Origin of the sequence: Photobacterium damselae subsp. damselae (assembly GCF_038086725.1) — a bacterium.
In the GTDB taxonomy this organism is placed as follows: Bacteria; Pseudomonadota; Gammaproteobacteria; order Enterobacterales; family Vibrionaceae; genus Photobacterium; species Photobacterium damselae.
In genome coordinates this window covers 478,424-504,028 of sequence record NZ_CP146971.1, presented here as the reverse complement: position 1 = coordinate 504,028, position 25,605 = coordinate 478,424, and the positions used below count along the sequence as shown (strand labels likewise).

At 38.8% G+C, this 25,605-nt stretch carries 23 protein-coding genes; 13 read left to right on the top strand and 10 right to left on the bottom strand.

Features of this window, described 5'->3' with window-relative positions; all coding sequences use genetic code 11:
• Positions 1 to 3 precede the first annotated feature (3 nt).
• The gene (locus WAX86_RS17060; protein WP_227876054.1) at positions 4 to 951 is read left to right on the top strand and encodes a PTS transporter subunit IIC; all 948 of its coding nucleotides are present in this window, start codon (positions 4 to 6) and stop codon (positions 949 to 951) included.
• Between the two features lie 4 nt (positions 952 to 955).
• Here WAX86_RS17060 and WAX86_RS17055 read toward each other — a convergent pair whose 3' ends face one another.
• Complete coding sequence (locus WAX86_RS17055) at positions 956 to 1,477, bottom strand: hypothetical protein (RefSeq protein ID WP_341489756.1); 522 nt, start codon at positions 1,475 to 1,477, stop codon at positions 956 to 958.
• A 237-nt stretch (positions 1,478 to 1,714) separates the two neighbouring features.
• Between WAX86_RS17055 and WAX86_RS17050 the strand changes: the two genes are divergently transcribed.
• The 3 genes from WAX86_RS17050 to WAX86_RS17040 all read left to right on the top strand — a co-directional run bounded on the left by WAX86_RS17050 (position 1,715) and on the right by WAX86_RS17040 (position 3,963).
• Positions 1,715 to 2,380, top strand: a complete 666-nt coding sequence (locus WAX86_RS17050; protein WP_068969410.1) for a hypothetical protein — start codon at positions 1,715 to 1,717, stop codon at positions 2,378 to 2,380.
• Positions 2,381 to 2,530: 150 nt separating this feature from the next.
• On the top strand, positions 2,531 to 2,974 hold the full coding sequence (locus tag WAX86_RS17045; RefSeq protein WP_341489755.1) for a hypothetical protein: 444 nt from the start codon (positions 2,531 to 2,533) through the stop codon (positions 2,972 to 2,974).
• A 95-nt stretch (positions 2,975 to 3,069) separates the two neighbouring features.
• Positions 3,070 to 3,963: an aspartoacylase gene (locus WAX86_RS17040; RefSeq protein ID WP_237030593.1), complete on the top strand. Its 894-nt coding sequence runs from the start codon at positions 3,070 to 3,072 to the stop codon at positions 3,961 to 3,963.
• 145 nt (positions 3,964 to 4,108) lie between these two features.
• On the opposite strand, the gene WAX86_RS17035 is transcribed toward WAX86_RS17040, so the two are convergent.
• Genes WAX86_RS17035 through WAX86_RS17025 form a run of 3 tightly spaced genes read right to left on the bottom strand, consistent with a single transcriptional unit; the run spans position 4,109 to position 7,058 of the window.
• On the bottom strand, positions 4,109 to 4,858 hold the full coding sequence (locus WAX86_RS17035) for an ABC transporter ATP-binding protein (protein ID WP_068969408.1): 750 nt from the start codon (positions 4,856 to 4,858) through the stop codon (positions 4,109 to 4,111).
• On the bottom strand, positions 4,855 to 5,904 hold the full coding sequence (locus WAX86_RS17030) for an iron ABC transporter permease (protein WP_341489754.1): 1,050 nt from the start codon (positions 5,902 to 5,904) through the stop codon (positions 4,855 to 4,857). The genes WAX86_RS17035 and WAX86_RS17030 overlap by 4 nt, the downstream gene beginning before the upstream one ends.
• The gene (locus tag WAX86_RS17025; protein WP_341489753.1) at positions 5,901 to 7,058 is read right to left on the bottom strand and encodes a cobalamin ABC transporter substrate-binding protein; all 1,158 of its coding nucleotides are present in this window, start codon (positions 7,056 to 7,058) and stop codon (positions 5,901 to 5,903) included. The genes WAX86_RS17030 and WAX86_RS17025 overlap by 4 nt, the downstream gene beginning before the upstream one ends.
• 577 nt (positions 7,059 to 7,635) lie before the next feature.
• On the opposite strand from WAX86_RS17025, the gene WAX86_RS17020 reads away from it, so the two are divergent.
• Complete coding sequence (locus WAX86_RS17020; RefSeq protein WP_341489752.1) at positions 7,636 to 8,277, top strand: hypothetical protein; 642 nt, start codon at positions 7,636 to 7,638, stop codon at positions 8,275 to 8,277.
• 70 nt (positions 8,278 to 8,347) lie between these two features.
• Here the strand turns inward: WAX86_RS17020 and WAX86_RS17015 are convergent, their stop codons facing one another.
• Both WAX86_RS17015 and WAX86_RS17010 read right to left on the bottom strand, forming a co-directional pair.
• A complete protein-coding gene (locus WAX86_RS17015) occupies positions 8,348 to 9,031 on the bottom strand; it encodes a MaoC family dehydratase (protein WP_044180081.1) in 684 nt (227 codons plus the stop codon).
• A 498-nt stretch (positions 9,032 to 9,529) separates the two neighbouring features.
• On the bottom strand, positions 9,530 to 10,993 hold the full coding sequence (locus WAX86_RS17010) for an oligopeptide:H+ symporter (protein WP_065171864.1): 1,464 nt from the start codon (positions 10,991 to 10,993) through the stop codon (positions 9,530 to 9,532).
• Between the two features lie 369 nt (positions 10,994 to 11,362).
• Between WAX86_RS17010 and rnk the strand changes: the two genes are divergently transcribed.
• Positions 11,363 to 11,764 (top strand): nucleoside diphosphate kinase regulator, encoded by a 402-nt coding sequence (gene rnk / locus WAX86_RS17005; protein WP_065171863.1) that lies wholly within the window; start codon positions 11,363 to 11,365, stop codon positions 11,762 to 11,764.
• 136 nt (positions 11,765 to 11,900) lie between these two features.
• On the opposite strand, the gene WAX86_RS17000 is transcribed toward rnk, so the two are convergent.
• From WAX86_RS17000 to WAX86_RS16990, 3 genes are all read right to left on the bottom strand, one after another.
• Positions 11,901 to 12,818, bottom strand: coding sequence for a DnaJ C-terminal domain-containing protein (locus tag WAX86_RS17000; protein ID WP_069530520.1), 918 nt, complete (start codon positions 12,816 to 12,818; stop codon positions 11,901 to 11,903).
• Positions 12,819 to 12,952: 134 nt separating this feature from the next.
• Positions 12,953 to 14,848 carry a molecular chaperone DnaK gene (gene dnaK, locus WAX86_RS16995; protein WP_341489751.1) on the bottom strand — a complete coding sequence of 632 codons (1,896 nt, stop codon included), beginning with the start codon at positions 14,846 to 14,848 and terminating at the stop codon, positions 12,953 to 12,955.
• A gap of 140 nt (positions 14,849 to 14,988) precedes the next feature.
• Complete coding sequence (locus WAX86_RS16990; RefSeq protein ID WP_005305122.1) at positions 14,989 to 15,411, bottom strand: Hsp20 family protein; 423 nt, start codon at positions 15,409 to 15,411, stop codon at positions 14,989 to 14,991.
• Positions 15,412 to 15,928: 517 nt separating this feature from the next.
• On the opposite strand from WAX86_RS16990, the gene WAX86_RS16985 reads away from it, so the two are divergent.
• Together WAX86_RS16985 and WAX86_RS16980 are read left to right on the top strand one after the other, a co-directional pair.
• The gene (locus tag WAX86_RS16985; protein ID WP_341489750.1) at positions 15,929 to 17,164 is read left to right on the top strand and encodes an efflux RND transporter periplasmic adaptor subunit; all 1,236 of its coding nucleotides are present in this window, start codon (positions 15,929 to 15,931) and stop codon (positions 17,162 to 17,164) included.
• Positions 17,161 to 20,271 carry an efflux RND transporter permease subunit gene (locus tag WAX86_RS16980; protein ID WP_341489749.1) on the top strand — a complete coding sequence of 1,037 codons (3,111 nt, stop codon included), beginning with the start codon at positions 17,161 to 17,163 and terminating at the stop codon, positions 20,269 to 20,271. Before WAX86_RS16985 ends, WAX86_RS16980 begins: the two co-directional genes overlap by 4 nt.
• A gap of 56 nt (positions 20,272 to 20,327) precedes the next feature.
• Here the strand turns inward: WAX86_RS16980 and WAX86_RS16975 are convergent, their stop codons facing one another.
• On the bottom strand, positions 20,328 to 21,128 hold the full coding sequence (locus tag WAX86_RS16975; protein WP_068969400.1) for a DUF2076 family protein: 801 nt from the start codon (positions 21,126 to 21,128) through the stop codon (positions 20,328 to 20,330).
• Positions 21,129 to 21,585: 457 nt separating this feature from the next.
• Here WAX86_RS16975 and WAX86_RS16970 point away from each other — a divergent pair, with 457 nt between their 5' ends.
• From WAX86_RS16970 to WAX86_RS16950, 5 genes are all read left to right on the top strand, one after another.
• Positions 21,586 to 22,443 carry an EAL domain-containing protein gene (locus tag WAX86_RS16970; protein WP_341489748.1) on the top strand — a complete coding sequence of 286 codons (858 nt, stop codon included), beginning with the start codon at positions 21,586 to 21,588 and terminating at the stop codon, positions 22,441 to 22,443.
• 133 nt (positions 22,444 to 22,576) lie between these two features.
• Positions 22,577 to 23,434 carry a glutathione-dependent disulfide-bond oxidoreductase gene (yghU, locus tag WAX86_RS16965; RefSeq protein WP_341489747.1) on the top strand — a complete coding sequence of 286 codons (858 nt, stop codon included), beginning with the start codon at positions 22,577 to 22,579 and terminating at the stop codon, positions 23,432 to 23,434.
• A 138-nt stretch (positions 23,435 to 23,572) separates the two neighbouring features.
• On the top strand, positions 23,573 to 24,199 hold the full coding sequence (locus WAX86_RS16960; RefSeq protein WP_341489746.1) for a PepSY-associated TM helix domain-containing protein: 627 nt from the start codon (positions 23,573 to 23,575) through the stop codon (positions 24,197 to 24,199).
• Between the two features lie 20 nt (positions 24,200 to 24,219).
• Positions 24,220 to 24,738 carry a DUF2271 domain-containing protein gene (locus WAX86_RS16955; RefSeq protein WP_376788121.1) on the top strand — a complete coding sequence of 173 codons (519 nt, stop codon included), beginning with the start codon at positions 24,220 to 24,222 and terminating at the stop codon, positions 24,736 to 24,738.
• Positions 24,739 to 24,761: 23 nt separating this feature from the next.
• The gene (locus WAX86_RS16950) at positions 24,762 to 25,598 is read left to right on the top strand and encodes a DUF4198 domain-containing protein (RefSeq protein WP_106223555.1); all 837 of its coding nucleotides are present in this window, start codon (positions 24,762 to 24,764) and stop codon (positions 25,596 to 25,598) included.
• The last annotated feature ends 7 nt before the right edge of the window (positions 25,599 to 25,605 follow it).

Genomic DNA, 25,605 nt, shown 5'->3' with positions numbered 1-25,605 from the left:
TACATGGCATTAGGGCTTTTCTCCTCATTACTGATCGGTTCTATTTTTAACTCAATTGGGGTGAAATTTGATATTCCTTTGTTTACCGATACATTGTGGCCTCTAGCCAAGCAAATGACGGGACCCGCAATTGGAGTGGCTGTTGCGTATGCACTTCAAGCTCCGCCATTAGTACTATTTTCAAGTGTTATCAGTGGTGCTGCAGGGGCAATGTTAGGTGGTCCAGTTGGTGCTTATGTGGCGGCTTTAATTGCAGCTGAAAGCGGTAAATTAGTTGCTGGTTCAACTAAGATTGATATTTTGATTACACCTGCGGTTACCATTATTACGGGTATTTTAGTGGGTAACTTCATTGGTCCTCATGTTAATTGGTTGATGTCGTCTTTAGGTGATTTAATTATGGCGGCAACTCAACTTCAGCCTATAGTAATGGGGGCTCTGGTTGCGGTATTGATGGGGATGGCGTTAACGTTACCAATCAGCAGTGCAGCTATTGCAATTATGTTGAGTTTGAATGGTATTTCAGCTGGTGCTGCAACAGTTGGTTGTGCAACACAGATGGTCGGCTTTGCTGTGATGAGTTTTCGTGAAAATGGTTGGGGTGGGTTAGTTGCTCAAGGACTTGGAACATCGATGCTGCAAATGCCAAATATCATTCGAAATTATAAAATTTGGCTGCCTACTATTATAACTTCCGCAATTCTTGGTCCTATTGCTACTACTGTTTTTGAGTTACAAAATACACCACTAGGAGCCGGAATGGGGACCTCTGGTTTTGTCGGACAGATTCAAACCGTGATTGCAATGGATAATACACCGGCCTTTACTCTGTATAGCTTGATCTTATTAATGCACTTTATTTTACCTGCAACTCTTACCCTATTTTTTGCTGAGGTTATGCGCAATAAAGGGTGGATAAAGTCAGGTGATCTAACATTAACGTTGAAATAGCCAGTTAGTGATTTTTTTTTACCATCTGTATGGTTGTGGATGACGGCGGATTGGAGCAAAGAAAGAAAGCTTCAGCCTGACGTTTATCTGCAACAAAGGTAAAGGGATGATCCAATTCTGCTAACTGTAATCGTGTTTTAAATCCATTTCGTTTGAAACTTGACAAGAACTCATCTAATGCATTGTTTTTATTAACCAATGTTGTTTGATAGATAGCATTGGTGTCACTTAATCGTTTGTATAAATTGTGATCGGCCAGATAGGTTTTTTCTGCGTAGGATGCTGTATTACCTATAGTTGATGAACTCAGTAACGATCGCTTAGGTGGATTGACATTTTCTTGATGATAAATACGTATCTTATAATCAGAGGTTTTGTTGGTGGTAATGGTCAGAACAGTATTTTTTTGATGCTGTTCTTCTTGAATATTTAGACGGCAAAGCGTGTCATCAGAGTGAAATGATGAATTTTCTAACAGCGGCAAAGAAAACGCAGAAACAGTCAATAGTATTAAAGATGAGATCATTATTTTATGCCTTTATTTAATCTGCAACGTATTTTGCAAGTTGTTGCAATGTGCCATACAAAAATAGTATTTGCGGGTTCAACCGATACCAAAGTTCTTAGGTATAAAAGGCTATGCACACACTGTGCCGATAAAATGAAGGATTTCTTCTTATATTTTCCGATAGCATGAAGTCTGTTAGAATATTTTAAATATCAGATTATTAGTAAAAATATACTCATGGGTAAGGATTAGGTCATGAAAGACTCATTAAAGAACTGGATGTTACCCCTTTTGGTCGGTGTGTTATTGGGTAGTGGTAGTGCTTCTGGTTATTTTTTATATCAGCAGCAAGGTCATGACGCTCATAGCCAAAAATTAGAACAACAAATTCAGCTAGAGCAACAAAAACAGTTGCAACAACAGCAAGAATTTACGGCAGATCTTGCAAATAAAACATCACAATTCGAGCAACTAGTTGCCAAGCTTAATGATGAGTTAAAAGAGCAAAAAGAGTCTAGTGATAGAGAGTTAGCTAAGTTGCAGCAAAAAATCACTTCGTTACAACAATCGACACAAAAATTAACGGTGACAAAAAAGAAACTTGATACGCGAGTAGTACAATTAAAAACAGAAACCAAGCAGCAACAGCATGTTATATCTAACTCTCAAGCTCTGTTTACTGAAAAAGCCAATTTACAGGGTGAGTTAACACAAATTAAAAGCCAAATTACTCAGTTAAAAGGCCCTTTGGCAAAACAGAAGAAAGCGTGTGATGAGTTTAAATCAGGAACAAGCTGGAACTGGGTATCGCAAGCTGATTGCGACAAATATAATACGATGAATAAAGAAGTGGTCGCTTTAGAGCAGAAGTCTACATTAATCTCTAATCGCCTTGAACAGCTTGAAAAGTTGACAAAATAACGCTGTTTCTTTCATGGTTGTTATCAGTAAAGCGGGCCAGTTAAGTCCGCTTTTTTGTGACTTCAATGGCAGTATTTTAGTCAAGTAGGTGACAGGCTATTCTTTACCATCTAAAAGATTACGGTCTAGTTTTAAGTTTGGTATGGCAGGATGTCAGAGAAAAAAACACGGCAGTTAATTCAACTCTTTTATCGTGAGACTGAGCGCGTTAGGTTAATCGATTTAGATAATTTACCTGAGCTTGATGTTAAGCATCAAGATTATATGAATCAATGGTTAGAATCTAAGCGAAACTTTTCATTAGAAGAAGTTTATCAACAAGTTTGGTTGAAAACCTGCAGTGCAGGATACATCACTGAGCTATACCTTCATGCCGATGGCTCTGTTGATGAATATACTTTGTTTAATCGGCTTCATACACAAGGGTACTGGCAGCTTGTTGATGGGGTGATTGAAGTAACCATTTATAAGAATGACAATACATATCAGTTTGCCATTATTGCCAATCAATTTTCGAATATTCACTCAGCAATAGAGTATAAGAATCAACAGTTACATTCTTATCTTAAAGTTGCTCAGATAAAGCCTATTTGATCATCGCATAATGGCTTGTTTAATTGATGGAATTGATATCTGAAATTCAGTAGACTGATGAAAATTTGTCTACTGAATTATCAAGGATTGATTACATGAGCAGTATTAAGCGTGTCGCTATTGTGGGGGGAACTCACGGTAATGAATTTAGCGGTATTTATCTGTTAAAAAAATGGCAACAACAGCCTCAGTCTATCTCTCGTCCATCATTTTGTTCTGAAATGGTGTTTGCAAACCCTAAAGCTCATCAAGAAAATAAACGCTATTTGGATCACGATCTTAATCGTCAATTTGGCTTGGCTGATCTCAATAACCCAGATTTAATCAGTTATGAGCAGTGCCGCGCAAAGGCCATGAATCAGCAGTTAGGGCCTAAAGGAAACGCTCAGACCGATTTTATTATTGATCTTCATAATACAACCAGCAACATGGGACCATCTTTGATTTTACTTCAGTCCGACGAGTTTAATCGTAAGATGGGGGCCTATGTAAAATGCAAAATGCCAGAGGCTGTCGTTGAATTTGAAGATTACTCATCAGTAGATGAACATCATTTTGTAAGCTCAATAGCAAAACAAGGTGTCATTATTGAAGTTGGGCCTCAACCTCAATCCGTTATTCGACAAGATATTCTCGATTGGATGGAGGCGTTGACTCAACACGTTTTAGACTATGTTCATTTAAGCAACATTAATGCACTGCCTGAGTTGCCTGACACTTATGAAGCATTCCAATACAGTGAAACATTAACACTGCCTGTTAATGAAAAAGGTGAGCGGATTGGCATGGTCCATAAAGATGTTCAGGATGCCGATTTTAAACCTATCTATAATGGCTCTGCTATTTTTACGCTGTTTAATGGTGAGATCATTACCTGGGATGGGGATTACGAAGCTTACCCTCATTTCATTAACGAGGCCGCTTATTATGATAATAACCTTGCGATGTCTTTAGCACGAAAAATCACAGTAAAGACATCCGATGAATAACTAAGTCGTGTGTTTTAGGTGAACTCTTTACGGTAACGAGCCTTGTATATCAGAGTTTTGGAAATTACTTGAATATACATCACCGTAAAGAGTTCGTTTATTAGGAAAGGCCATTTAGGTATTGTGATAACACAATGATGGCTTGTTAGGCGGCTTTTACGATAACAATAGGGTAGTCGTTCATAGGTATAATCTCTGACTCAACCTCAAAAATGTCTTGAATCAATTGTGTAGTAATGATCTCTTTAGGAGCTCCAAATTGAGCTAGCTGACCTTGGTTGAGCGCTGCAACTTTATCTGAGTATTGAATAGCGAGATTTAAATCGTGAACAACCATCAAGACACAGGCTTGGTGATGTTTAGCGTATTTTCTGACATAACTCAGTAGCTTTAACTGATTTTTCATATCTAATGCTGATGTCGGCTCATCTAGAATTAACACTTTAGGCTGGTTAATAACGGCTTGGGCTAATCCTACCATTTGGCTTTCACCACCAGACAATTCAGTACATGTCTTATTGGCTAAGTGTAAAATATCCATCTCATCTAGTAATTGAAGTGCGCGTTCAGCACTATTAGATTGAACAAATAAAGAATTTGAGTGGACGTTTAGTGCCGTGATAAGTAACTCAATAACGGTAATTGCGGCATGAATTCGATGATCTTGTGGCAGATATCCAATTTGTTTAGTATCAAGAGGCTGATTTTGCCATGATATCTTTGATGTTAATAAATTTTTTGGATGGGTCAGATGCTTCAATAGCGTAGACTTACCAGCTCCATTTTTACCGATTAAAGTAACAACTTCACCACAACATATATTGGGTAATGTGAAGTTATCTAAAACGCGGTGTTGTCCATAGATAACGGTAATATTATTAATGGCTAGGCTCATGAAAATTTTCCTCCTTTCTTTATGATTAAAAAGATAAAGAATGGAATACCAACAAAAGACATCACCACTGTAAGCGGTAATATGATTCCAGGCATAATGGCTTTACTGGCAATGGACGCTAGCTCAAGTAAGACTGCACCAATTAAACAGGAAGCTGGAAGAAAGAAACGTTGATCTTCACCTAGTATCATTCGTGCAATATGAGGAGCGACAAGGCCAACAAAACCGACCGCACCAACAAAAGAGACAGAAAGGGCGGTGATAACAGAAACTAGTACAAGTGTTTTGATACGAAGCCGCCGTACATTGATCCCCATTGTCTCTGCTCGTTCATTGCCAATTTTTAGCGTAGAGAGCTTCCAAGAGTCTTTCATCATTAAAAAAATTACGATAGGAAGAACAATCGCTAACGTTATAATTTTCCCCCAGCTACCGCGATCGAGTGAACCCATATGCCAGAATACTAAGGTCTGGAGCTGAGTCTCACTTGCAATATATTGCATCATGGTAAGCAAGCTGTCATAAGCGAACATAACCGCAACGCCAAACAACATAACCCCTTCAATTGAGATTCGTTTTACGGTCGATATTCCCGCAATAAGAAATGTTGTACCTAAACACATGATGAAAGCCATGAAAGCGACTTGATATTGGCTAGGTATCCATGGGATTGCGATAACATTAGTAATAATAAGAGATGCCCCAAAACTGGCAGCAGCTGATATTCCGAAAGTATATGGATCGGCTAATGGGTTATGAAGTGTTGTCTGCATTTGTGCCCCCGCGAGCGCTAAGGCTGCGCCAACTAAAGGAGCCATCAGCGACATTGGCATTCTGATATCCCACACAATAATACGACTAGCGATAGAACTCGACGTCGGATGAAACAGCGCAGAAAGCACTTGATGCAATGTTAGACCTTGAGAGCCAATAAGAATATCGGTAATTAAGAACACTATACTCATAACAAAGAAGGCAGCCAGTGCCACCTTCTTGTTACGATTCCGAGCCTGGTGCACTTTTAGCGCATCGGTAATCGCTGTCACTGATTCATTGCCTCAATGTTATTTTGACCAAATACACCAGAAACCTTGCGATTGGCAAACTTCTGATTCATTTCAATGAAGGTTTTACTAGGATCTAAATTGGTAAATTGAGTTGGATGAATCCATTTTGCAAAATACTCTAGAGCAACAAGGTTATATGGTGAATTGTAAAATGGCATGTAGATAGAGTAGATATTGTTCGTTTGATACGCCTTCACTGCTGGCATCCAGTTTCTATCCATAAGCGTTTTTGTTGCTTGCGCTATAGCTTGGTGATTAACCGGTGAGTAACCAAGTGGAATCCCTCCTGTCGGCTTTCCTTTTTTATCAAGCCAGCCTGTTGTTTGCATAATGTATACGTCTGGTTGGCTTGCTATCACTGTTTCTGGTGACATTTTTCCAGTAACCGCACCATGAAGGGGCTGAGTTGCGATATTCTTTGCTTTGAGGAAAGGGATATAAGCCCCCATATTGCCAGCTGCGAATGTTTGGCAACAGGAATTATCGTAACCTGCTGCTCGTTCAATAAAGACGTTTTTCTGCTCTTCAGATTTAGTTAGATCTGCCAATGCGTGCTTAATATTATTTAGATGTTTTTGATAGTACTGGGTAAAAGCTTCGCCTTGTTTTTCTTTGTTAAGAGCAATAGCCAGATCAGATACTGACTGAACAGTATTTCTAAGTGGGTCTTCGCGAAAATCTATCGCTAATACAGCAATACCTGCTTGTTGAAGTTTCTTTAATAATCCTTTGTCTTGAGCCAGTTTAATATTAGAGAGATCAACCACAAAAAGATCAGGCTTTGGCTTTAGATTAATAAATCGTTCCGCATCAAATTCCCCTGATTTGATCTTGCCAATCACCGGTAGCGAGCTTAGAGATGGAAAGTCTTTTAAATAACTCTTATACATACTTGGTGCTGACATTTTCATATCATCACGCCAAGCCACTAAATGTTTTGCTGCATCTTTTTGATACATGATTTCTAAAAGAGGGAACACTCGCCCTGTAGATAGAGCAATATGTTCAGGCTGATGATCAATCGTCACTTGTCGACCAGATACATCGGTAATAGTAACAGGATACTGAGTTGCCAATGCAGAAAAAGAGCTAATAAGAGTCGTAAGCGCAAGGGCTGTTGTTGAGCACTTCATGTGGTTTGTCTCCATTATGATTATGGCTCGCAATACTAGTGATAATTATTATCAAAAAGAAGAGGTGTATCTGAAATGTAAGATTTAAGCTATGATCTGATAATGAGGATTGTTCTCATTCGTGAGAGTATAAATAGTTATGAACAGGCATGAAAAAATCGATGGTTAAAACGGTTTACACAATGACATTTTAGTAATAACTTACCAAGAAATAGCATCAATAATGAATGTTATTAAATGAATATTATAATTAAGTAACACTATACCCAAGTAACCTCAAGGTGCGAGGTTCAGCGAGAATAATTTGGTTTACAGGCAAGGCAACGATTTGAAGATCTAGTGGCTCTAAATTAAAAATCGTTAACGCAGTATGTGAAGCAAATTAACTCGCCCTTTGGGAGCGTGTCACAGACACAATTTCATCGTCAAACAATTTGGAAATAGCGAGCTATTACACTGCATTGTTTGTCTTGAACTTGAATCAGTGACAACGCTCTGAATCCTGCATCTTGAAGTCACTTGGGTATATGTCTTTAAGGAAGTTTTTGTGTCATTTATCATTTCGATGGTGATTTACATGCAGCAGAATTTAGCTCACAAAGCTGATTACCGTCTTGCTGTTGAATTTGAAGCTCAATCAGGTATTCCTGCCTATGGAGTTAATGAGCAGAATCGTAAGGAAATATTAGAGTCTGCTTTAAAGCATACGCAGATTCAGAGTGAAGATGATTTTGAGAAAGTTGTTCTCTGGCTTGCATCCGGAGAGCATTTAGAAGAACAGCAACTTGCTTTTGATTTTATTGCTCGATTTTCTGATGTGTATCAACAGAAAATGTTAAGTATGTATCCTAAGTTATTACTGGATTCCTCATCTGAGTTTGTTGAGAGAAGTGTAGTTGGCTTGTTGTCTGAAACAGAATTAGTAGCTATTAAGCATGTACCTTCAGATTTTTATTCAGATCAAGCTTATCAATATTTTTGCTTTCTTATTAAATGGCTAAATTGTTTATCAAAGCAAGAAAGTAAAATAACAAATGAAGTGATGCAATTAATTGATAGAGTGGAAGAAAAGGATCATTTAGCCAATCAATTAGTATTTGAAACTAAAGCGTATAATAGAACGATTATGCGATTACAAGATAAGATCAACTTGATGTTATCAACGGTAGCTAAAGCTAGACTCAATGAAATTGAGCTATTTTCGAACGAAACAACTTGAGTAAATACAAAAAAGAGCTGAATTATATCCAGCTCTTTTGTTATCTCATAACGAACAATTTAATACGCAATTAGAAATACAAACGAATTACTGACTCAGCAACACAACCAGGGCGGCGGCAGCCTTCAATTTCCACCGTGATTTCTTGTACAATCTCAAGACCACGTTTAATTGGCGTGACGGATTGAATCTTAGTGCGAGCTCGAACGTTTGACCCTTCTTTTACAGGGTATGGAAAACGTACCTGATTCAAACCATAGTTAACCGTCATTTTAGCTGTTGGAAACTTTTGAGTCTCAGGATCAACACTATCAGTTAATACAGATAGTAGAGAAAGCGTTAAGAAGCCATGTGCAATGGTTGTTTTAAACGGTGACTCCTGCTGTGCACGTTCTGGATCTGTGTGAATCCATTGATGATCATCGGTAACGTCAGCAAACTGATTAATACGAGACTGATCTACCGTTAGCCAATTACCAACATGGATTTCTTCACCTAAAGTATCTAGAAGTTCATTCATCAACTTTTCGGCTTCAGGATGCAGCTCAATTTGGACTGTTTCTTGGATCACTTCACCATTAGAAACAAACTTAAAGTTATGCTCTTTGGCCCAATTTGCCAGTTGGCTATTATTTGCCTTATTGAGAAACTCAATCCAGTAATCGCGGATAGATGGTGATAGCCAATCTTTAAACTCAAACTGATGTCGCGCAAGATCTTCACGCTTTTGCTTGATGAATTCGACTACTTTCATGAATTTGACCTTTATTTAAAAATAACATTCGTCTTATGGCGATATGAGTATTGTAACGATAATCCAGACCAATAAAAATATTTTTGTGTTTTAGATCTCATTTCAAAACAGGTCGGATTTGTTGATTTCACTATTTTTCAACAACTTAACGATTTATAAAAATAGTGTTAAAATTCTATTTTCTAACGTTGTTGCACAAAAAATAGCATATATATATAAATTTTGCATTGTTTTTTATTTTAAAAAATAGAAAACTCAAGTTTTGAAGCTAAATTTGGCTTTTGATTGATATTTTTCCTAGAAACCAAAATAACTCAATGAATAATAACGGATTTATTTGCCATTTTAATATTTTTAGCTTACAGGTGTACGCTGATTAGGTTGATGAATAAGGAATTAAGAATAGACCTTGAATGGGGAAGTATAAATCAGATTATGCTATGGATGTAAAAGGAGAGAATCATGGGCTCTGAAGTAACTCAAGAGCCCATTGAAAGCTTATTGGATATCTTTTGCCATCATCATACGATTTAGCATCGGAGCGGTAACAGCCATAATGATCGCTATCACTAATGTAAACAGACCAATATTTTGGAATACCTCTGTATAAAGAGGCAGTGTTTCTAATGGATTCGTCACATTACCTTTAACCGCAGTAAAAGAGGCAACGTAACCGCCAATGATAAAGGATGCCGCTTGAGTTAAGAACCATGCGCCCATAGTAAATCCCATTAGACGTTGTGGAACTAAACTGGCAACCATCGCAAGGCCTAAACCACTGATCAGTAGCTCTCCAACACTTTGGAAGAAATAGGTAGCAACAACCCACCAGATAGCCACTTTACCATTTGGATCGGCAAACCACATTCCCGCAGCTGCAACGGCTAAAAAGCCTAGTGCACACAAAAACATACCCAGTGTAAATTTAACTGGCATGGTAAAGTCTCGGCCTTTATTACCAAAAGAGGTATAAAGATAAGCCAAGATGGGGCTACAAATGACCACCCAAAATGGATTTAGAGCTTGTAAGCTTACCGGGTTTAAATGAATACCAAATAAATCTGTACGGACATTATAGATCGCAAAGAAATTAAGTGATGTAGGCATCTGTGCGTATAAAACATAAAACACAATAGCTTGTAGCATCAGCACAAAAGCAACTAACATTTTTTGTCTAGTCGCGCCTTTTGCTTTGAAACACTCATATAAGAAGAAGGTCACTACAGCAACACCAATAATGGCGAGTACTGTATTTGCCCAAAAAACATTACGTAGAAGCCAAGCGCAGAAAAATGTGGCGCATACTGTGCCAAGGATAACGACAAACAGACTTTTTATTTTTAGGGGCTGAGAGTCTGGAAATGAACCTATTCCTGCGACCGTTGAGCGAAATAGGGCATAACTAATAAGACTGGCAATTAAGCCTAAACCACAAATCACAAATGCTGTTGTGTAACCAAAATGCTCAGCAATAACCGGTGTTAAAGAGAGCGAAACCAGTGAGCCGATATTGATGGCCATATAATATAGGGTAAACGCACCATCAAGACGACTATCGCCATGTTCATAACACTTAGACAATAAACTCGATGGGTTTGCTTTAAACAGGCCGTTACCAACCGCTATTGCACCAAGAGCATAGAAAATAAAGTGTTTGTGCAAAATGGAAAAACCCATTAAGAAATAGCCTGAAGCTAAAACAATTGCACCTAATACCATTGTTCGTTTTGTGCCAAGAATATGGTCTCCAACGTATCCACCAACAGATACAAGGCCATAAACCAGGGCGGCAAATGCGCCAAACGTAACAAACGATTCCTGTTGAGTGAAACCTAATTGTTTAACAAAATAGACGGCAAGGATACCTTGCACACCGTAATAGCCAAATCGTTCCCATAACTCGATGAAAAAAATCATCTTAAATGGTTTTGGCTGATCAAAAATACTCACATTCGTTTTCATCGCAGTATTCAATCTCTTCCACATTAAGGTTTGTATTAAACCCCTATTTTTTCTAAAGTAAAGGTTATCGTTTGCTATTCCGTATATTAAATGCGTTTCTAGCATTTTGTGTTTAATTACTAATCAGTTTTTCTTATGTTCTTTGAGCATAGCTTATACAAAGATATCAACAATAAGTGGTTTAATAATCTGTTTATACCCAAGTAATTTCTCATCTTGGGAAACTTGGGTATATAGATTCGCTGGTATCACTAATCGCTCATCTTGTTATATGATAAATGCTTATTTTCAACAGAGTGATACTCTTCACGGCAATATATTAATTTGAGTGCATAATAACGTTTTCTTATTATGGATGAGTGAGATGTTATGGCTGAGAACAGACCTCAAATCATGTTGTCGGTTAAAGATGCAAATCGACTTGAAGCATTATTAGAAAGTTTATCTGATGATGTCGTTACTAAAAAAGGGCTTGAAGAAGAGCTTGATCGTGCGGTTATTGTCGATGATGAGATGTTACCGAATGAGGTCGTGACAATGAACTCAACGGTTCAATTTAAAATCTCGTCTTCTAAAGAAGTTTTTTGTCTCAAGCTTGTCTTTCCAAAGGATATGGATGAGAAAGGAAAAACAATCTCTATTTTATCACCGGTTGGCAGTGCGCTATTAGGACTTGCTATAAATGATGAAATTGAATGGCCTGCACCCAATAGCAAACTGATCAAAGTAAAAATCTTGGATGTGATTAAAGAAGAAGTTGCTACTATTTAATTTGATGCTAACGATCTAATCTAAAAAGTTGATTCGGTCTATAAAGAATAAAGAAAAACCGCCTGTTAGATAATATAACAGGCGGTTTTATGATTTTGATAGACTTGCTCAGTCACTAAGTTAGATTATTTGAATCTTATTCGCTTGCCGCTGCAAACTCAGTGAGCAATTCTTTTTGGCGTTCAGTTAAATTAGTCGGAGTTTCAATAACAAGTTCAGCAATTAAGTCACCAGTATGACCTTTACGATCGGTGACCCCTTTACCTGTTAGTTTAAATTTACGACCAGCTTGTGTACCTGCTGGAATAGTTAAATTAAAGCGACTGTCGAGAGTTTGAACTTCAACTTTACCACCGAGAGTGGCGGTAACAAAGTCTGTTTTTACTTTGGTATGAAGGTTATTACCATGACGCGTAAATCGTAGGTGAGGGCGAACTGTAATTTCAATTAAAATATCACCAGCCGGGCCACCATTAATACCTGGTTCACCTTTGCCACCTAATCGAATCTGCTCACCATCTTTGATTCCCATTGGGATCTTGATGTTAAGTTTCTTCGTAGACTGAACATTACCTTCATAGGTTGGAATATCGATAACACGGCTCGTACCTTTTATCGCATCTTCGAAATCCACTTCCATTTTGTAGTGGAGATCGTTGCCTTTGCGTGGACGATTGCCAAAACCACCAAAGCCGCCGCCACCACCAAAGTGGCCTCCACGTGCTTTCGAGAACATATCACCGAAAGCGCCACCAAAAATATCTTCGAAATCTGCGTAGTTGCCGTATTGCTGGTGGCCTTCATAGCCATTACCACCCATACCACCACGTTCAAACGCTTGGTGACCAAATTGATCGTAGGCTGCGCGTTTTTCTTTATCTGTTAGGATCTCGTAGGCTTCTTTAACTTCTTTAAACTTGTCTGCAGCAGATGGATCATCAGGGTTTTTATCTGGATGATATTTCATTGCTAGCTTTTTATAAGCTTTTTTGATCTCTTTTTCAGATGCATTTTTGGTGAGACCAAGCACTTCATAAAAATCTCGTTTCGACATGACTATACCTCTGGCATGTACAACAGAATAAGGGCGTAAAAGAGTGATCCCTTTACGCCCATTAAATATGAATCGATGGAACCACCGTTTCTTTCCCTAACTAAGCGATAGTAGGGAAGAAACCGATGTCTACTTTATTTCATCTCTTCAAATTCTGCATCAATCACGTCATCATCTTTAGCCTTTTGGCCGGCGTCCGTACCTGATTGTGCTTGAGAACTTGCTTGAGCCTGTTCCATCACTTTCTGCATTGCTGCAGTGAGAGTTTGTGTTGCGTTATCAATGCGAGCTTTATCATCGCTTGATTTTGCTTCTTCAAGCTCTTTAATTGCATTTTCTACTGACGTTTTCACATCGGCAGCCAGATTATCACCTGCTTCATCGATTTGTTTACGAGCAGTATGAATTAAATGGTCTGCTTGGTTACGAGCGGTAACTAACTCTTCGAATTTTTTATCCGCTTCTTTGTTAGCTTCTGCTTCTTGCACCATTTTTTCAATTTCTGCTTCTGATAAACCACTAGATGCTTGGATAGTGATTTTCTGCTCTTTACCGGTTGCTTTATCTTTTGCTGATACATTTAGAATACCATCAGCATCAAGGTCAAATGTTACTTCAATTTGAGCCATTCCGCGAGGACCAGCTTGAATTCCTTCTAAGTTGAACTGACCAAGAGATTTGTTATTCATCGCTTGTTTACGTTCACCTTGTAACACATGAATTGTTACCGCGGTTTGGTTATCTTCCGCTGTTGAGAATACTTGATTCGCTTTTGTTGGAATGGTTGTATTTTTCTCAATCAACTTAGTCATTACACCACCCATGGTTTCAATACCAAGAGATAGTGGAGTAACATCTAGGAGTAGAACGTCTTTAACATCACCAGCAAGTACACCGCCTTGAACTGCAGCACCCATCGCAACTGCTTCATCTGGGTTCACATCTTTACGAGGTTCTTTACCAAAGAATTCAGTTACTTTAGCCTGAACTAATGGCATACGTGTTTGACCACCAACTAAGATAACATCGGTAATATCGTTTGCCGTTAAGTTTGCATCTTCTAATGCTGCTTTTAATGGATCCAAAGTACGTTGAACAAGGTCTTCAACTAATGACTCTAATTTCGCACGAGTCATTTTAATGTTCATGTGTTTTGGACCCGTTGCATCCGCGGTGATGTAAGGTAAGTTCACATCAGTTTGTTGCGCTGAAGATAGCTCAATTTTAGCTTTCTCTGCCGCTTCTTTTACACGTTGCATAGCAAGCGGATCGTTACGAAGATCGATACCTTGATCTTTCTTAAACTCATCAACTAGATAGTTAATAACACGGTTATCGAAGTCCTCACCACCTAAGTGGGTATCACCGTTGGTTGCTAATACTTCAAAGGTCTTTTCACCTTCAACTTCGTCGATTTCAATAATTGAGATATCAAAAGTACCACCACCTAGGTCATAAACAGCAATAGTGCGATCGCCACCTTTTTTATCTAAGCCGTAAGCTAATGCAGCAGCAGTTGGTTCGTTAATAATACGTTTAACATCCAGACCTGCGATACGACCCGCATCTTTTGTTGCCTGACGCTGGGCATCATTGAAGTATGCAGGAACAGTAATAACAGCACCGGTTACAGGTTCACCTAAATACTCTTCCGCTGTTTTTTTCATTTTTTTCAATACTTCAGCGGAGATTTGTGGTGCTGCTAGTTTTTGACCTTTTGCTTCAACCCATGCATCACCATTGTCTGCTTTAACAATGTGATAAGGCATAATTTTAAGGTCACGTTGTACTTCTTCATCTTCAAAACGACGACCAATCAAACGCTTAATAGCAAATAGCGTATTTTCTGGGTTAGTAATTGCCTGACGTTTGGCTGGTTGACCAACTAAGGTTTCAGTATCTGTATAACCAATAACAGATGGGGTGGTACGCTCGCCTTCTGCGTTTTCAATAACACGGGCTGTATCACCATCTAATACCGCAACACAAGAGTTAGTTGTACCTAGATCAATACCGATAATTTTACTCATAATTCTTTTCCTTCTTACTTACGCTGATACCGTGTTTTTCTATTAGTACCAGCGCAATAAAATTCTTACGCCCTAGGGCAATGCTGTTTGTCTGGCTGTGGATTAGTCACACAGCCAAGGCTTTATTAATAGGTAATTTGTTACGCTTTTTGACCAATTTCGATCTTTCGCGGTTGGGCTTTTTCAATTTGCTCACGTTCAAGGTCGATATGAAGTAGACCATTTTCCAAGTGTGCGCCTAGTACTTTTACATTATCGGCAAGTTGGAATTTACGTTCGAAATTACGTTCAGCAATACCTTGGTAAATAAAGTTCTTTTTCTCATCAGATGATTGCTCACCTGCAACAATCAGCATGTTCTCTTCTTGAGTAATATCCAGTTGATCTTCAGAAAAACCCGCTACTGCCATTGTGATACAGTAATGGTGCTCATCTTTTTGCTCGATATTATATGGAGGGAAACCGCCTGACTGTGATTTCTTAATGCTAGATTCGATCTGATTGAATAAGCGGTCGAAACCAATCGCACTACGGTATAAAGGTGTTAAATCTACGTTTCTCATAAATACTATCCTCATTAATAAGCAATAGTCTTAGTTCATCATCTCATGTGACAAAACTAAGTGGCATCTAAAGTTCAATACAGTTGAAGATCATCAGATACCGTTTTGTTGCTCCACTTGAACTTCCCTAATAAGGCAAAGAATGTGGAACGATGAATTCCATTTGGCAATTCATGTAATTAATATATGCTTCCGTAATTTATAGGTCAATACCTTCAAGCTATTTTTTTCATGTTTTTTTATCCGTTTTTCATAAATCAATGATTACAAAAAAGAAAAAAACATAAAAATTTAAAACAATGTTCTTTAATTAGCTCGGTAACAACATAGCAATAAACGAAAATTGCGCTATCTGCATAGATTAAAAAGCATAATATCGCTTAGTAATAGATAGGGGCGGTGTTTGGAATTTCAAGGATAAATCATAAAAAATTTACCTTATCTATCTTATAGCTAGAGATGTTCTAAGATTAAAATATGTGACTGAGGCGCTAACCAAGGATGGGGAGGGGCAAATATGTTCAAGAAATTGATGCCATTTGGGATTGTATTGCTCTCTATTGCCATCGCGACACTGTTAATTATTGCCAAGCCAGAGCCAAAACAAAAAGAACCAGAACAACTCATTCCGACCTTAGAAGTCGTCCAAGTTATTAAGCAGGATGTTCCTATTACTATTCGAGCTTATGGTGTTGTAGAGCCCAGTCGCAGCGCTGATCTTGTCTCAGAATTAAAAGGAACGGTTAACTGGTTATCACCGAAATTCGAAGTCGGCCAGTTTGTTAAGCAAGGTGAAGTTTTGCTAACTTTAACCGATGGTGACTATCAAGCGGACTTGATGCAGGCGAAGGCGTCACTTGCTCAAGCAGAAGCGAGCTTAACCGAAGAGATAGCAAGAGGAGAGGTTGCGAGAAAAACATTACGAAATACTCAAAATACCAATGCACTAGGTTTACGAATTCCTCAGAGGCAACAAGAAGAAGCCAATGTTGAATATGCTAAGGCGGCCGTTGCGCGAGCTGAGCGTAATATTGCCAAATCTCAGATAAGGGCACCGTTTTCTGGCTTAATCAGTCAGAAGCGAATACATATTGGCAGCTATATCAATGTGGGCACACAAGTCGGTGAGTTGTTGGGAACAAAAATAGCGCACATTCGATTAGCCATTACCCCAGAATCTTTTTCTTTATTACCTACACCTTGGCCAGAACGTTACCTCGTCACATTAACAACCGAAGTTGCCAGTCATATTCATCATTATTGGCAAGGTGAGTTAATTCGTAGTGAAGGCGTCATTGATAAAAATAGTCGTATGGTCTATCTGCTTGCAGAAGTGCATGACCCTTATCAATTAGAAAAGCAAAGTCCTAACTCGTTGTCTGCTCAGCCTTTGCAATTTGGCACATTTGTTTCAGCTCAAATTAGGGGGAAGACAATACCTAACGTTATCAAACTTCCTCGACATGTAGTTCGTAATCGTACTGTTATTACTATCGATGAAAACAGCAAAGCAAAGCATCAGGCCGTTACGGTTGCAAGAGAAGATCTTAATTACGCCTATATTACAGATGGATTAAAGGATGCAGAGGTTGTTTCGCTAATACGACCAGAGCAAATTGTGGATGGTCTGAAAGTGAATGTGGTGGAAAGCCAAAGTTTTGATCCTAGCATTAACGTCTCTATTGAAGCCGCTTCCGGTAAGTTAGTGCCATCTCTTAATAGTGAGCCACCAAACCAAGAGGTGGTCAAATGAACAGAACATCAAGAGGCTTGATTGCTTGGTTTACCTATAATCATGTGGCTGCCAATCTCTTAATGTTGATTGTTATGGTGGGTGGGGTTATATCAATTGGCTTGATCAATAAAGAAATCTTTCCCTCGTTTGCTCTTAATCGAATCTCTATTACGACCGTCTATTCTGGAGCTGCGCCAGAGGAGATTGAAAAAACAATTAACGGCAAGATTGAGCAGACATTAATAGGGTTAAATGGCATAAAGCGGATGACATCACGCGCAATTGAATCTCAAGGCGTTGTCGTGTTGGAGTTAGAAAAAAATACGGATATTGATGATATCTATCAGAAAGTAAAACAGAGAGTCGATGCGATCACGACGTTTCCATTAGATATCGAACCCCCCATTGTCCTAAAAGATGAGTTTTTAAGTAACGTCATCTATTTATCTGTTTATGGCGATGCTTCTGATAGACAACTAAAAGAATTCGCAAAGCAGCTAAAAGATTCATTGCTATTAAATACCAGTGCAACCAATGCAGAAATTTCAGGTGTTAAAGACTACGAAATAGCAATTGAAATAAATGAATATCAACGTCGAAAACATAATCTTACGCTAAGCCAAATAGCAAAGGCCATTGAACAGCAATCTATTGATTTACCAAGTGGCTCGATTAAAGCTCTCGATGGTGATCTGCTGGTACGAGCAAAAGGGCAGCGCAAATTAGGCGATCAATTCTCTGATGTAGTTGTGAAATACAATGGGGATGGTTCTCGGGTCTATCTTACTGATATCGCAACAATTTCGGATGGTTTTGCAGAGCAAGTGATATTAAATCGCTTTAATCAACAACAAGCAGCAGTTATTCAAATAAGAAACTTAACCTCGGAAGATGCTTCTCAAATTGCTAAAGAAGTTAGTCAGTTTGCAAAAGATGAACAAGCAAAATTACCCGAGGGTATCTACATTGATTCATGGGCGGATATGTCTCATTACCTGGAAGGGCGTCTTAATATGATGCTGTCCAATATGCTATATGGCGGCATACTCGTATTTCTTATTTTAGCGTTATTTTTAGAATTAAGATTGGCTTTTTGGGTCATACTTGGGCTGCCTTTTTGTTTTCTTGGTACCTTGTTGTTAATGCCATTTGAGGGAATAGGCGTATCGATTAATTTAATCTCTCTGTTTGGCTTTATCTTAGTATTGGGTATTGTGGTGGATGATGCCATTGTTGTTGGAGAGAGTGTTTATGCCGAGGTTGAAAAGCGAGGTAATTCAATAGAAACCGTCATTAAAGGGGCAAAACGAGTCGCTATTCCGGCTACGTTCGGTGTACTCACAACCATTGCTGCTTTTCTCCCTATGTTATTGTCTGATAACCCGAGAACAGAGTTTTTTAAATCTATTGGTTGGGTGGTTGTTCTCTGTTTAATTTTTTCATTAATTGAATCGAAATGGATTTTACCCGCTCATTTAGCTCGTTCAAAACTGGTTGATAATACACAAAATAAGGGACGACTTTCACAATGGAAGTTCCAATTTAATCAGCGAGTTTCTCTTTTTATCGACCGTGATTACCGACGGTTTATACGCTTTTGTCTAAGCCACAAATACAGCGTGCTAGCGACGTTTATCGGTGTGCTAATCATCGCATTATCATTAGTTTACAGTGGCCAGTTACGTTGGGTCTTTTTTCCTAAGTTGCCGTCGGATTATATTCAGGTCATGGTCGATATGGAGCGTTCAAGCTCAGAGCAACAGAATAAACGCGTTGCTCTTCAGTTAGAACAAGCGCTATATCAAGTCGATGAACATTATCAGACCGAGTTAGGTTTGTCTGTCGTTAAGCATAGCTTTTTAAATATGAGTGATGATTCAACGATGTTTGTGCTGGTGGAGCTTGAAAAAGGGGAGAATTTACCCGTTAGCAGTTTCGATATTTTAGAACAGTGGAAGAGCGCTATTCCCCCTTTAGTTGGAGTGAAAAAGATTCGTTATGAAGCTTCTATTGGACGTTCAACAGGAGATATCCAGTTTAGTTTGAAAGGAAAGGAATTACGCCAACTCCAACAAGCCGCTCAAGCATTAAAATATGAAATCTCAATGTTTGATGGCACGTATAACATTGAAGATGATCTTGCGAGCCAAAATCAAGAAGCTATTTTAAAGTTAAAACCGATAGGGCAAGCATTGGGGTTAACATTGGCAGATGTTGCGACACAAGTTCGTCATGCTTTCTACGGCTATGAAGTTGATCGCGTTCTACGAGATAAAGAAGAAGTAAAAGTGATGGTTCGTGCGCCTAAAATGGAGAGAACCAGTTTAGGATATTTACAACGCCTGTTTATTTTACTACCTAATGGCAATCAAGTTCCTTTTTCAGAGGTTGCATCTGTTGAGTTGGAGCCAGCGTTTACTCAAGTGAATCGCGTTAATAGTGAACGAGCTGTCGTTGTGAGTGCCAATGTTTTTAAAAACGAAGCCTCGCCAAGCCACATTGTAAAAACATTAAAGCAAGAAGTCATGCCTCGTCTTAAGAATCAATATCCTAATGTTTCGTTCGATCTCGATGGGGAAGCTAAAGATGAACAAGATACACAAAGCTCATTAGCTAGAGATGCGGTGATTGCACTATTTACAATTTATGCGCTAATGGCAATTCCTCTGCGTTCTTATGTTCAACCTTTAATCATCATGTCAGTGATCCCATTTGGCATTATTGGTGCTATCGCGGGTCATTATTTTGCTGGGTTAACGCTAAATTTACTGAGTGTATTTGGCATTCTTGCTTTGGCAGGAGTAGTCGTAAATGATTCTTTGGTTCTGGTAACTTTTATTAATAGAGCAAGAGAACAAGGAATAAAGATAGAGCAAGCAGTTGAAGAAGCTGGGTGCCACCGTTTTCGCGCTATTGTATTAACATCACTTACGACATTTTGTGGTTTGGCTCCAATTTTATTGGAAAAAAGTCTTCAGGCACAAATCGTGATTCCAATGGCAACATCACTGGCATTTGGTATTTTGTTTGCGACAGTTGTTACGCTCGTACTAGTTCCATCGCTGTATTTGATTTTAGTTGATATTAATCGTTGGGGGAAGTTAAGAAGACTTTACACAACATAAGAAAAAGGAGTGTTCAAAACACTCCTTTATATTGTACTTATGCTCTAACTGTAAAATTAGAACGTATCGTCATCGTCTCCGAAGCCACTATCGTCGCCACCGAAGAAGCTATCGTCTCCGCCACCAAACCCATTGTTAGCAAAGGTATCGTCATCACCAAAACCAGAGTTATCTGTGAAGCCGTTATCACCACCAAAGCCGGTATCAGAACCGAAACCACTGTCACCAAAACCGCTGTCGCCAAAGCCACCAGAGAAGCTGTTATTTGCAGTATCGTCTAAGAAGCTTCCGCTATTCGAATTATCATCAAATGCAGGATTTTCAAAATCGTTATCATTGGATGATGTATCGCTATTTTGAGCAGTGTCTTGCTGAGCTGCATCAGCATTATCTGGTGCCGTATTTTGATTGTTATCATCAACAACAACCGTTTCTTCTGGTGTTGCCGTATCCTTATTATCAAACAGCATATCGCTAATTAGATGACCTGCAACCATACCTGCGGCAACGCCTGCTGCTGTTTGCATAAACCCACCAAAAGCGCTCGGTTGACGAACGGGTGGTTGTGGTGGTTGAGGCGCAGCTTGAGAACCTCCAAACATACGGCTGAATGTGCCACGATTATTTTGTTCTTTGTAATACTCTGAGTTCTTTTGTAGATACTCATTCTGTTCTTTTAAGTTCTTCAGAGCCATTTCCTGAACAAGAACGGCTTGAGTTAATTTGTAGATCACATCTGGCTGTGAGGCAATCTCAGTGTTAATTACTGCTTCTGCTTCGCTATCCTTTTTATTATTTGGGCTCTGCTTGAGTTTGTTGGCAACACTCAGAATCAGTTCTTTTTCTTGTGGAGTCATGGTTAATTACCTTCTCAATACCCCAATAACGAGGCTTTTCATCATCATATAGCTTAGCTTATAACGCCAAACTTTTAGTATTTAATACCTAATTCGCATTAATTGCACTTGATTATTGAATGAAACCTGAATATGGCACTTATATTGCTTATTTCTATATCAAATGAGCGAAAATTAAAACATCAGGTATTGTTTGTTAGACTGGGGAACAATCTGTGCCACAGGATAGGTTATAACGGCTATTACAATCTGTAACTTAAAGTAATTAAATGTTTTTTAAGGGAAAGAGGGAAAATGTAAATAAAGTACTGAGGTTAGCATTTAAATGATGATGTTACATTTAGTTTTCATGAAATTGATATATGCTATCAAAAAAGAAAAAACACGATAAATTAATTACTTAAAACCAATAGTAAATGTTTTACAGTAGAAAAAACTGAAATGACATTGATGATTTATGCAACAAGGAATGAAGCAAAATGAATGGGTAGTAAAGACAGTGGACAGTATATTACATACTCACGAAGAGATTGAATGCCACTTAAGTTATGATGAATCTTCAGGGATTTATGTTGCAACTTATCTTGGCTTTATTATGAAGAGTGCTTTTCAGCCCATAATCCATTTAGATGGTAGCTTGATGGGGTATGAAGCTTTACTACGAGTTTATGATGAACAGACTTTTGTAAGATGTGATACAGAACAATTTGTAAAATCTCCTTTTCTTTCTTGCAATGCTCGTCTTAATATCGATACATTAGCTCGAGTGTTACATCTTAAAAACTTTTTCCTCCACATTGCCGAGGGTCATCTATTTCTTAATACCAACCCAGATGCTGTTATTGATTCTGTATCAGTCGATTATTTTAACCAATTTATTCATTGTCGTATTCAGCCAATGGGTACTGCAATCGATCAGATTTATCTTGAACTTCTTGAGTACAAATGCAGTAGCGATCAAGCCCTAACAACATCGATACAAGATCTTAGCAAAAATGGATTTAAGATCGCCTTAGATGATTACGGTTGCAAAGCATCTTCAGAGATCCGTGCGCGTAATGTTAGGCCTGATATTATTAAAATGGATCGTTCCTTATTGGCTCAGTATATGGTTGGAGTGCAAGAGCCGCTATTGAAAGCGATTAGGGTCGCTCGTGAATTAAATGCAGAAGTATTACTAGAAGGGGTCGAAGATTTTAATTTTTATCTCAAAGCAAGAGATTTAGACGTAAATTATCTGCAGGGATACTTTATTGGCCGTCCTGAGCTTGTTCATTATTTATCTCGGCCATTTGAGTTCTTTGATAAAGATTAGGATTAACTATTTGATTTATATCGATATTATATTTATTTAATTATGATATAAGAAACGCGCATATTTTATCCTTCCAATTTGGTATAACATTTTATGTCGACAAAATTTGCTCAACATATAATAAGGATAGCTAATGACTAATCAGTATGTACCACCTCAAGTATGGGCTCCTGACACGAATAATGGAGGACAGTGGGCAAGTATTAACCGTCCTATTTCTGGGGCAACGCATCAAAGAGAACTGCCTGTAGGAGATCATCCAATCCAGCTTTACTCAATGGGGACGCCTAATGGTCAAAAAGTGACAATTATGTTGGAAGAGCTTTTAGCTAAAGGTTTTGCTAATGCTGAATACGATGCTCATTTGATTAAAATAGGAGATGGAGACCAATTCTCATCGGGCTTTGTTGAGATTAACCCTAATTCAAAAATTCCTGCTTTAGTTGACCAATCTGTATCTCCAGCGATCAACATTTTCGAATCTGGTTCCATTCTTTTATACCTTGCCGAGAAGTTTGGCTGTTTTATACCACAAGAGATTGCAGCGAAAACAACGGTTATGAACTGGTTGTTTTGGTTGCAAGGTTCTGCGCCTTATTTAGGTGGTGGCTTTGGTCATTTTTATGCCTATGCCCCAGAAAAGTTTGAATACCCAATTAATCGATTTACCATGGAAACTAAACGTCAACTCGATGTATTGGATAAGCAGTTGGCTAAGCACCGTTATATTGCTGGGGATGAATACAGTATTGCTGATATGGCTATTTGGCCGTGGTATGGAAATCTAGTACTGGGACGCCTATATGATGCAGCCAAGTTTTTAGATGTTGAGGGGTATGTTCATCTTCAGCGTTGGGCTAAAGAGATTGATGCTCGACCAGCGGTTGCAAGAGGGCGGATCGTCAACCGAGCATGGGGTGAAGCGTGGGAACAAGTCCCAGAGCGCCACTGTGCAGATGATATTGATAATATTATGAAATTAAAGCCTTAATTATCTAAATTCAGTTCTAAGCCAGCTTCAGTTTTTTAGCTGGCTTTTCCTGCCTTTGTAAACAATGTAAATCCAATACTAATACGAACTATTATCAATTAGATTACGCTCTGTTATTTACTCAGTGTGTACAGTTGCATGGTGCTTCGTTCCAAGGGCGTTCAGAGTTGGGCGCGTCGATTACATATCTATATTTCAATGGCACTACTTTTTGTTGTGCTGTTTTTCTCGATTACGGGCATTACGCTAAATCGTCCTGATTGGTTTGTCAGTAATAAGCCTACAGTGACAGAGCAAGTGCTTTCTATTCCCTCTGAGGTTGTTTTCGTTAGTGATTCATTTAAGCCAAATCAAGAGGGTATTTTACGCTATTTGCAACAACATGCTGATATTGCAGGTCATCCTTCCGCTCTCGATTCTTATATTGAAAGTGAAGATGGAGAGTTAATTGAAGCTGAGATCTCGTTTGACTATAAGGGACCTGGGTTTAGCTCTTCTGTGTTTATTGAACCTTTAACTCAAAATGTACGAATTGAAACTACGCATTATGGCTTAGTTGCAGTGTTGAATGATTTACACAAAGGTCGCAATACAGGGGAAATATGGAAGTGGTTTATCGATATCACTGCTTTGTTGATGGTTGTGTTTGTTCTAACGGGAGTCTGTCTTTTACTTCCAAAGAGAAAGAGTCTTCAGCTAGCACTTAAGTGGACGGCTTTCGGTAGTGTTATTTCTCTAGCTGTGTTCTTTTTTTTCGTACCGTAATCATGATGAATAAATTTGATATGAAAACGTTAACTCAATTTTTTGGTGCAGGCTTATTACTTTGTGGATCAATGTCACTGAGTGCATCTCCTTTACCTGCTCAAGCAAAGTTGGCTGTTGAATTTGAACTGCCATCCATTGAAACCAGTATGTATGCCCGTCCTTATGTTGCGGTTTGGATTGAAAATGACCAACGACAGCCTGTTCGAACTATGCAATTGTGGGTTGGTAAGGATGAATGGTTAAAAGATTTACGCAGCTGGTGGCGTAAAGTGGGTCGTAATGATCGTGAGCTTGTTGATGCGGTAACTTCGGCAACACGACCAGCAGGCCAGTACCGATTTAGTTGGGATGGGCTTGATGATAAAGGTCAGCGTCTCGACCAAGGTGAGTACACCTTTTATGTTGAAGTGGTTCGTGAACATGGTGGCCGAAATTATTTACGTCAAAAAATCACATTAGCTGACCAAGAACAGAAATATCAATTAGCACCGACCCAAGAAACAGGGTCAATTTCTCTACATTACACAACGCAATAATGCCCATTTTACGGATTGAAATTATGACTTATAACAAACCTTTAAAAGCTTTGTCGTTGGCTTGCTTAATGGCTTCGGGCCTTGCATTGTCTACTGCTGCGACCGCTCATCCTCGTTGGGTATTACCATCTCATTTTACTGTTTCAAAAGAAGGCGGTGATTGGCTAACGTTCGATGTGACCGCATCCCATGGTACTTTTGTCTTTGATAAACCAGCAGGCAGTGAGAGTGCAGAGGTCATTATGCCTGATGGACGTAAAGAGCGCCCAAATTTTGTCGTTCGTGGTAAACGTCGTTCAATGTTCGACTTTTTCTTTGTTGAAGAAGGAACGCATAAAGTTCAGATCAATCAAGTTCCAACCTATTACACTCAGTATAAAGCGGGCCGTCGAGACACAGTGAAGTGGGTGAAGGCTAATAAAGCAGAGCGTGACAATATCTTACCGAACAAATCTCGTGACGTTGTAACGCAAGTGAGTTTTACACGTGCAGAGACTTACATCAATGTCGGTAAACCTTCTGTTAAAGCGATGGAATTGGATGGCCAGCTACTGGAAATGAAGCCACTTGTTCATCCTGCCGATATTATTGAAGGTGAGCCAGTTACGTTCCAATTTTATTTTAATGGAAAGCCTCAAGCCGGAGTTACTGCGGAAATTACTCGCGAAGGAACGCTATACCGAAATCATCAAGAACAGATGGACGTTATCAGTGATGCAGAAGGTAAAGTGACATTTACTCCTTCTATGGCAGGTCGTTATTTGATGAAGGCTAATTACAAAGGGGAACTAGCAAATAACCCGTTAGCCGATACGGTTAGTGCCAATGTTCATTTCACCTTTGAAACCCAATTAAATTAAGGGGGGG

Coding starts and splice junctions, on each gene's coding strand:
- WAX86_RS17060 (WP_227876054.1), top strand. CDS start 4: ATGGCATTAGGGCTTTTCTCCTCATTACTGATCGGTTCTATTTTTAAC.
- WAX86_RS17055 (WP_341489756.1), bottom strand. CDS start 1,477: ATGATCTCATCTTTAATACTATTGACTGTTTCTGCGTTTTCTTTGCCG.
- WAX86_RS17050 (WP_068969410.1), top strand. CDS start 1,715: ATGAAAGACTCATTAAAGAACTGGATGTTACCCCTTTTGGTCGGTGTG.
- WAX86_RS17045 (WP_341489755.1), top strand. CDS start 2,531: ATGTCAGAGAAAAAAACACGGCAGTTAATTCAACTCTTTTATCGTGAG.
- WAX86_RS17040 (WP_237030593.1), top strand. CDS start 3,070: ATGAGCAGTATTAAGCGTGTCGCTATTGTGGGGGGAACTCACGGTAAT.
- WAX86_RS17035 (WP_068969408.1), bottom strand. CDS start 4,858: ATGAGCCTAGCCATTAATAATATTACCGTTATCTATGGACAACACCGC.
- WAX86_RS17025 (WP_341489753.1), bottom strand. CDS start 7,058: ATGAAGTGCTCAACAACAGCCCTTGCGCTTACGACTCTTATTAGCTCT.
- WAX86_RS17020 (WP_341489752.1), top strand. CDS start 7,636: ATGCAGCAGAATTTAGCTCACAAAGCTGATTACCGTCTTGCTGTTGAA.
- WAX86_RS17015 (WP_044180081.1), bottom strand. CDS start 9,031: ATGAAAGTAGTCGAATTCATCAAGCAAAAGCGTGAAGATCTTGCGCGA.
- WAX86_RS17010 (WP_065171864.1), bottom strand. CDS start 10,993: ATGAAAACGAATGTGAGTATTTTTGATCAGCCAAAACCATTTAAGATG.
- rnk (WP_065171863.1), top strand. CDS start 11,363: ATGGCTGAGAACAGACCTCAAATCATGTTGTCGGTTAAAGATGCAAAT.
- WAX86_RS17000 (WP_069530520.1), bottom strand. CDS start 12,818: ATGTCGAAACGAGATTTTTATGAAGTGCTTGGTCTCACCAAAAATGCA.
- dnaK (WP_341489751.1), bottom strand. CDS start 14,848: ATGAGTAAAATTATCGGTATTGATCTAGGTACAACTAACTCTTGTGTT.
- WAX86_RS16990 (WP_005305122.1), bottom strand. CDS start 15,411: ATGAGAAACGTAGATTTAACACCTTTATACCGTAGTGCGATTGGTTTC.
- WAX86_RS16985 (WP_341489750.1), top strand. CDS start 15,929: ATGTTCAAGAAATTGATGCCATTTGGGATTGTATTGCTCTCTATTGCC.
- WAX86_RS16980 (WP_341489749.1), top strand. CDS start 17,161: ATGAACAGAACATCAAGAGGCTTGATTGCTTGGTTTACCTATAATCAT.
- WAX86_RS16975 (WP_068969400.1), bottom strand. CDS start 21,128: ATGACTCCACAAGAAAAAGAACTGATTCTGAGTGTTGCCAACAAACTC.
- WAX86_RS16970 (WP_341489748.1), top strand. CDS start 21,586: ATGCAACAAGGAATGAAGCAAAATGAATGGGTAGTAAAGACAGTGGAC.
- yghU (WP_341489747.1), top strand. CDS start 22,577: ATGACTAATCAGTATGTACCACCTCAAGTATGGGCTCCTGACACGAAT.
- WAX86_RS16960 (WP_341489746.1), top strand. CDS start 23,573: ATGGTGCTTCGTTCCAAGGGCGTTCAGAGTTGGGCGCGTCGATTACAT.
- WAX86_RS16955 (WP_376788121.1), top strand. CDS start 24,220: ATGAAAACGTTAACTCAATTTTTTGGTGCAGGCTTATTACTTTGTGGA.
- WAX86_RS16950 (WP_106223555.1), top strand. CDS start 24,762: ATGACTTATAACAAACCTTTAAAAGCTTTGTCGTTGGCTTGCTTAATG.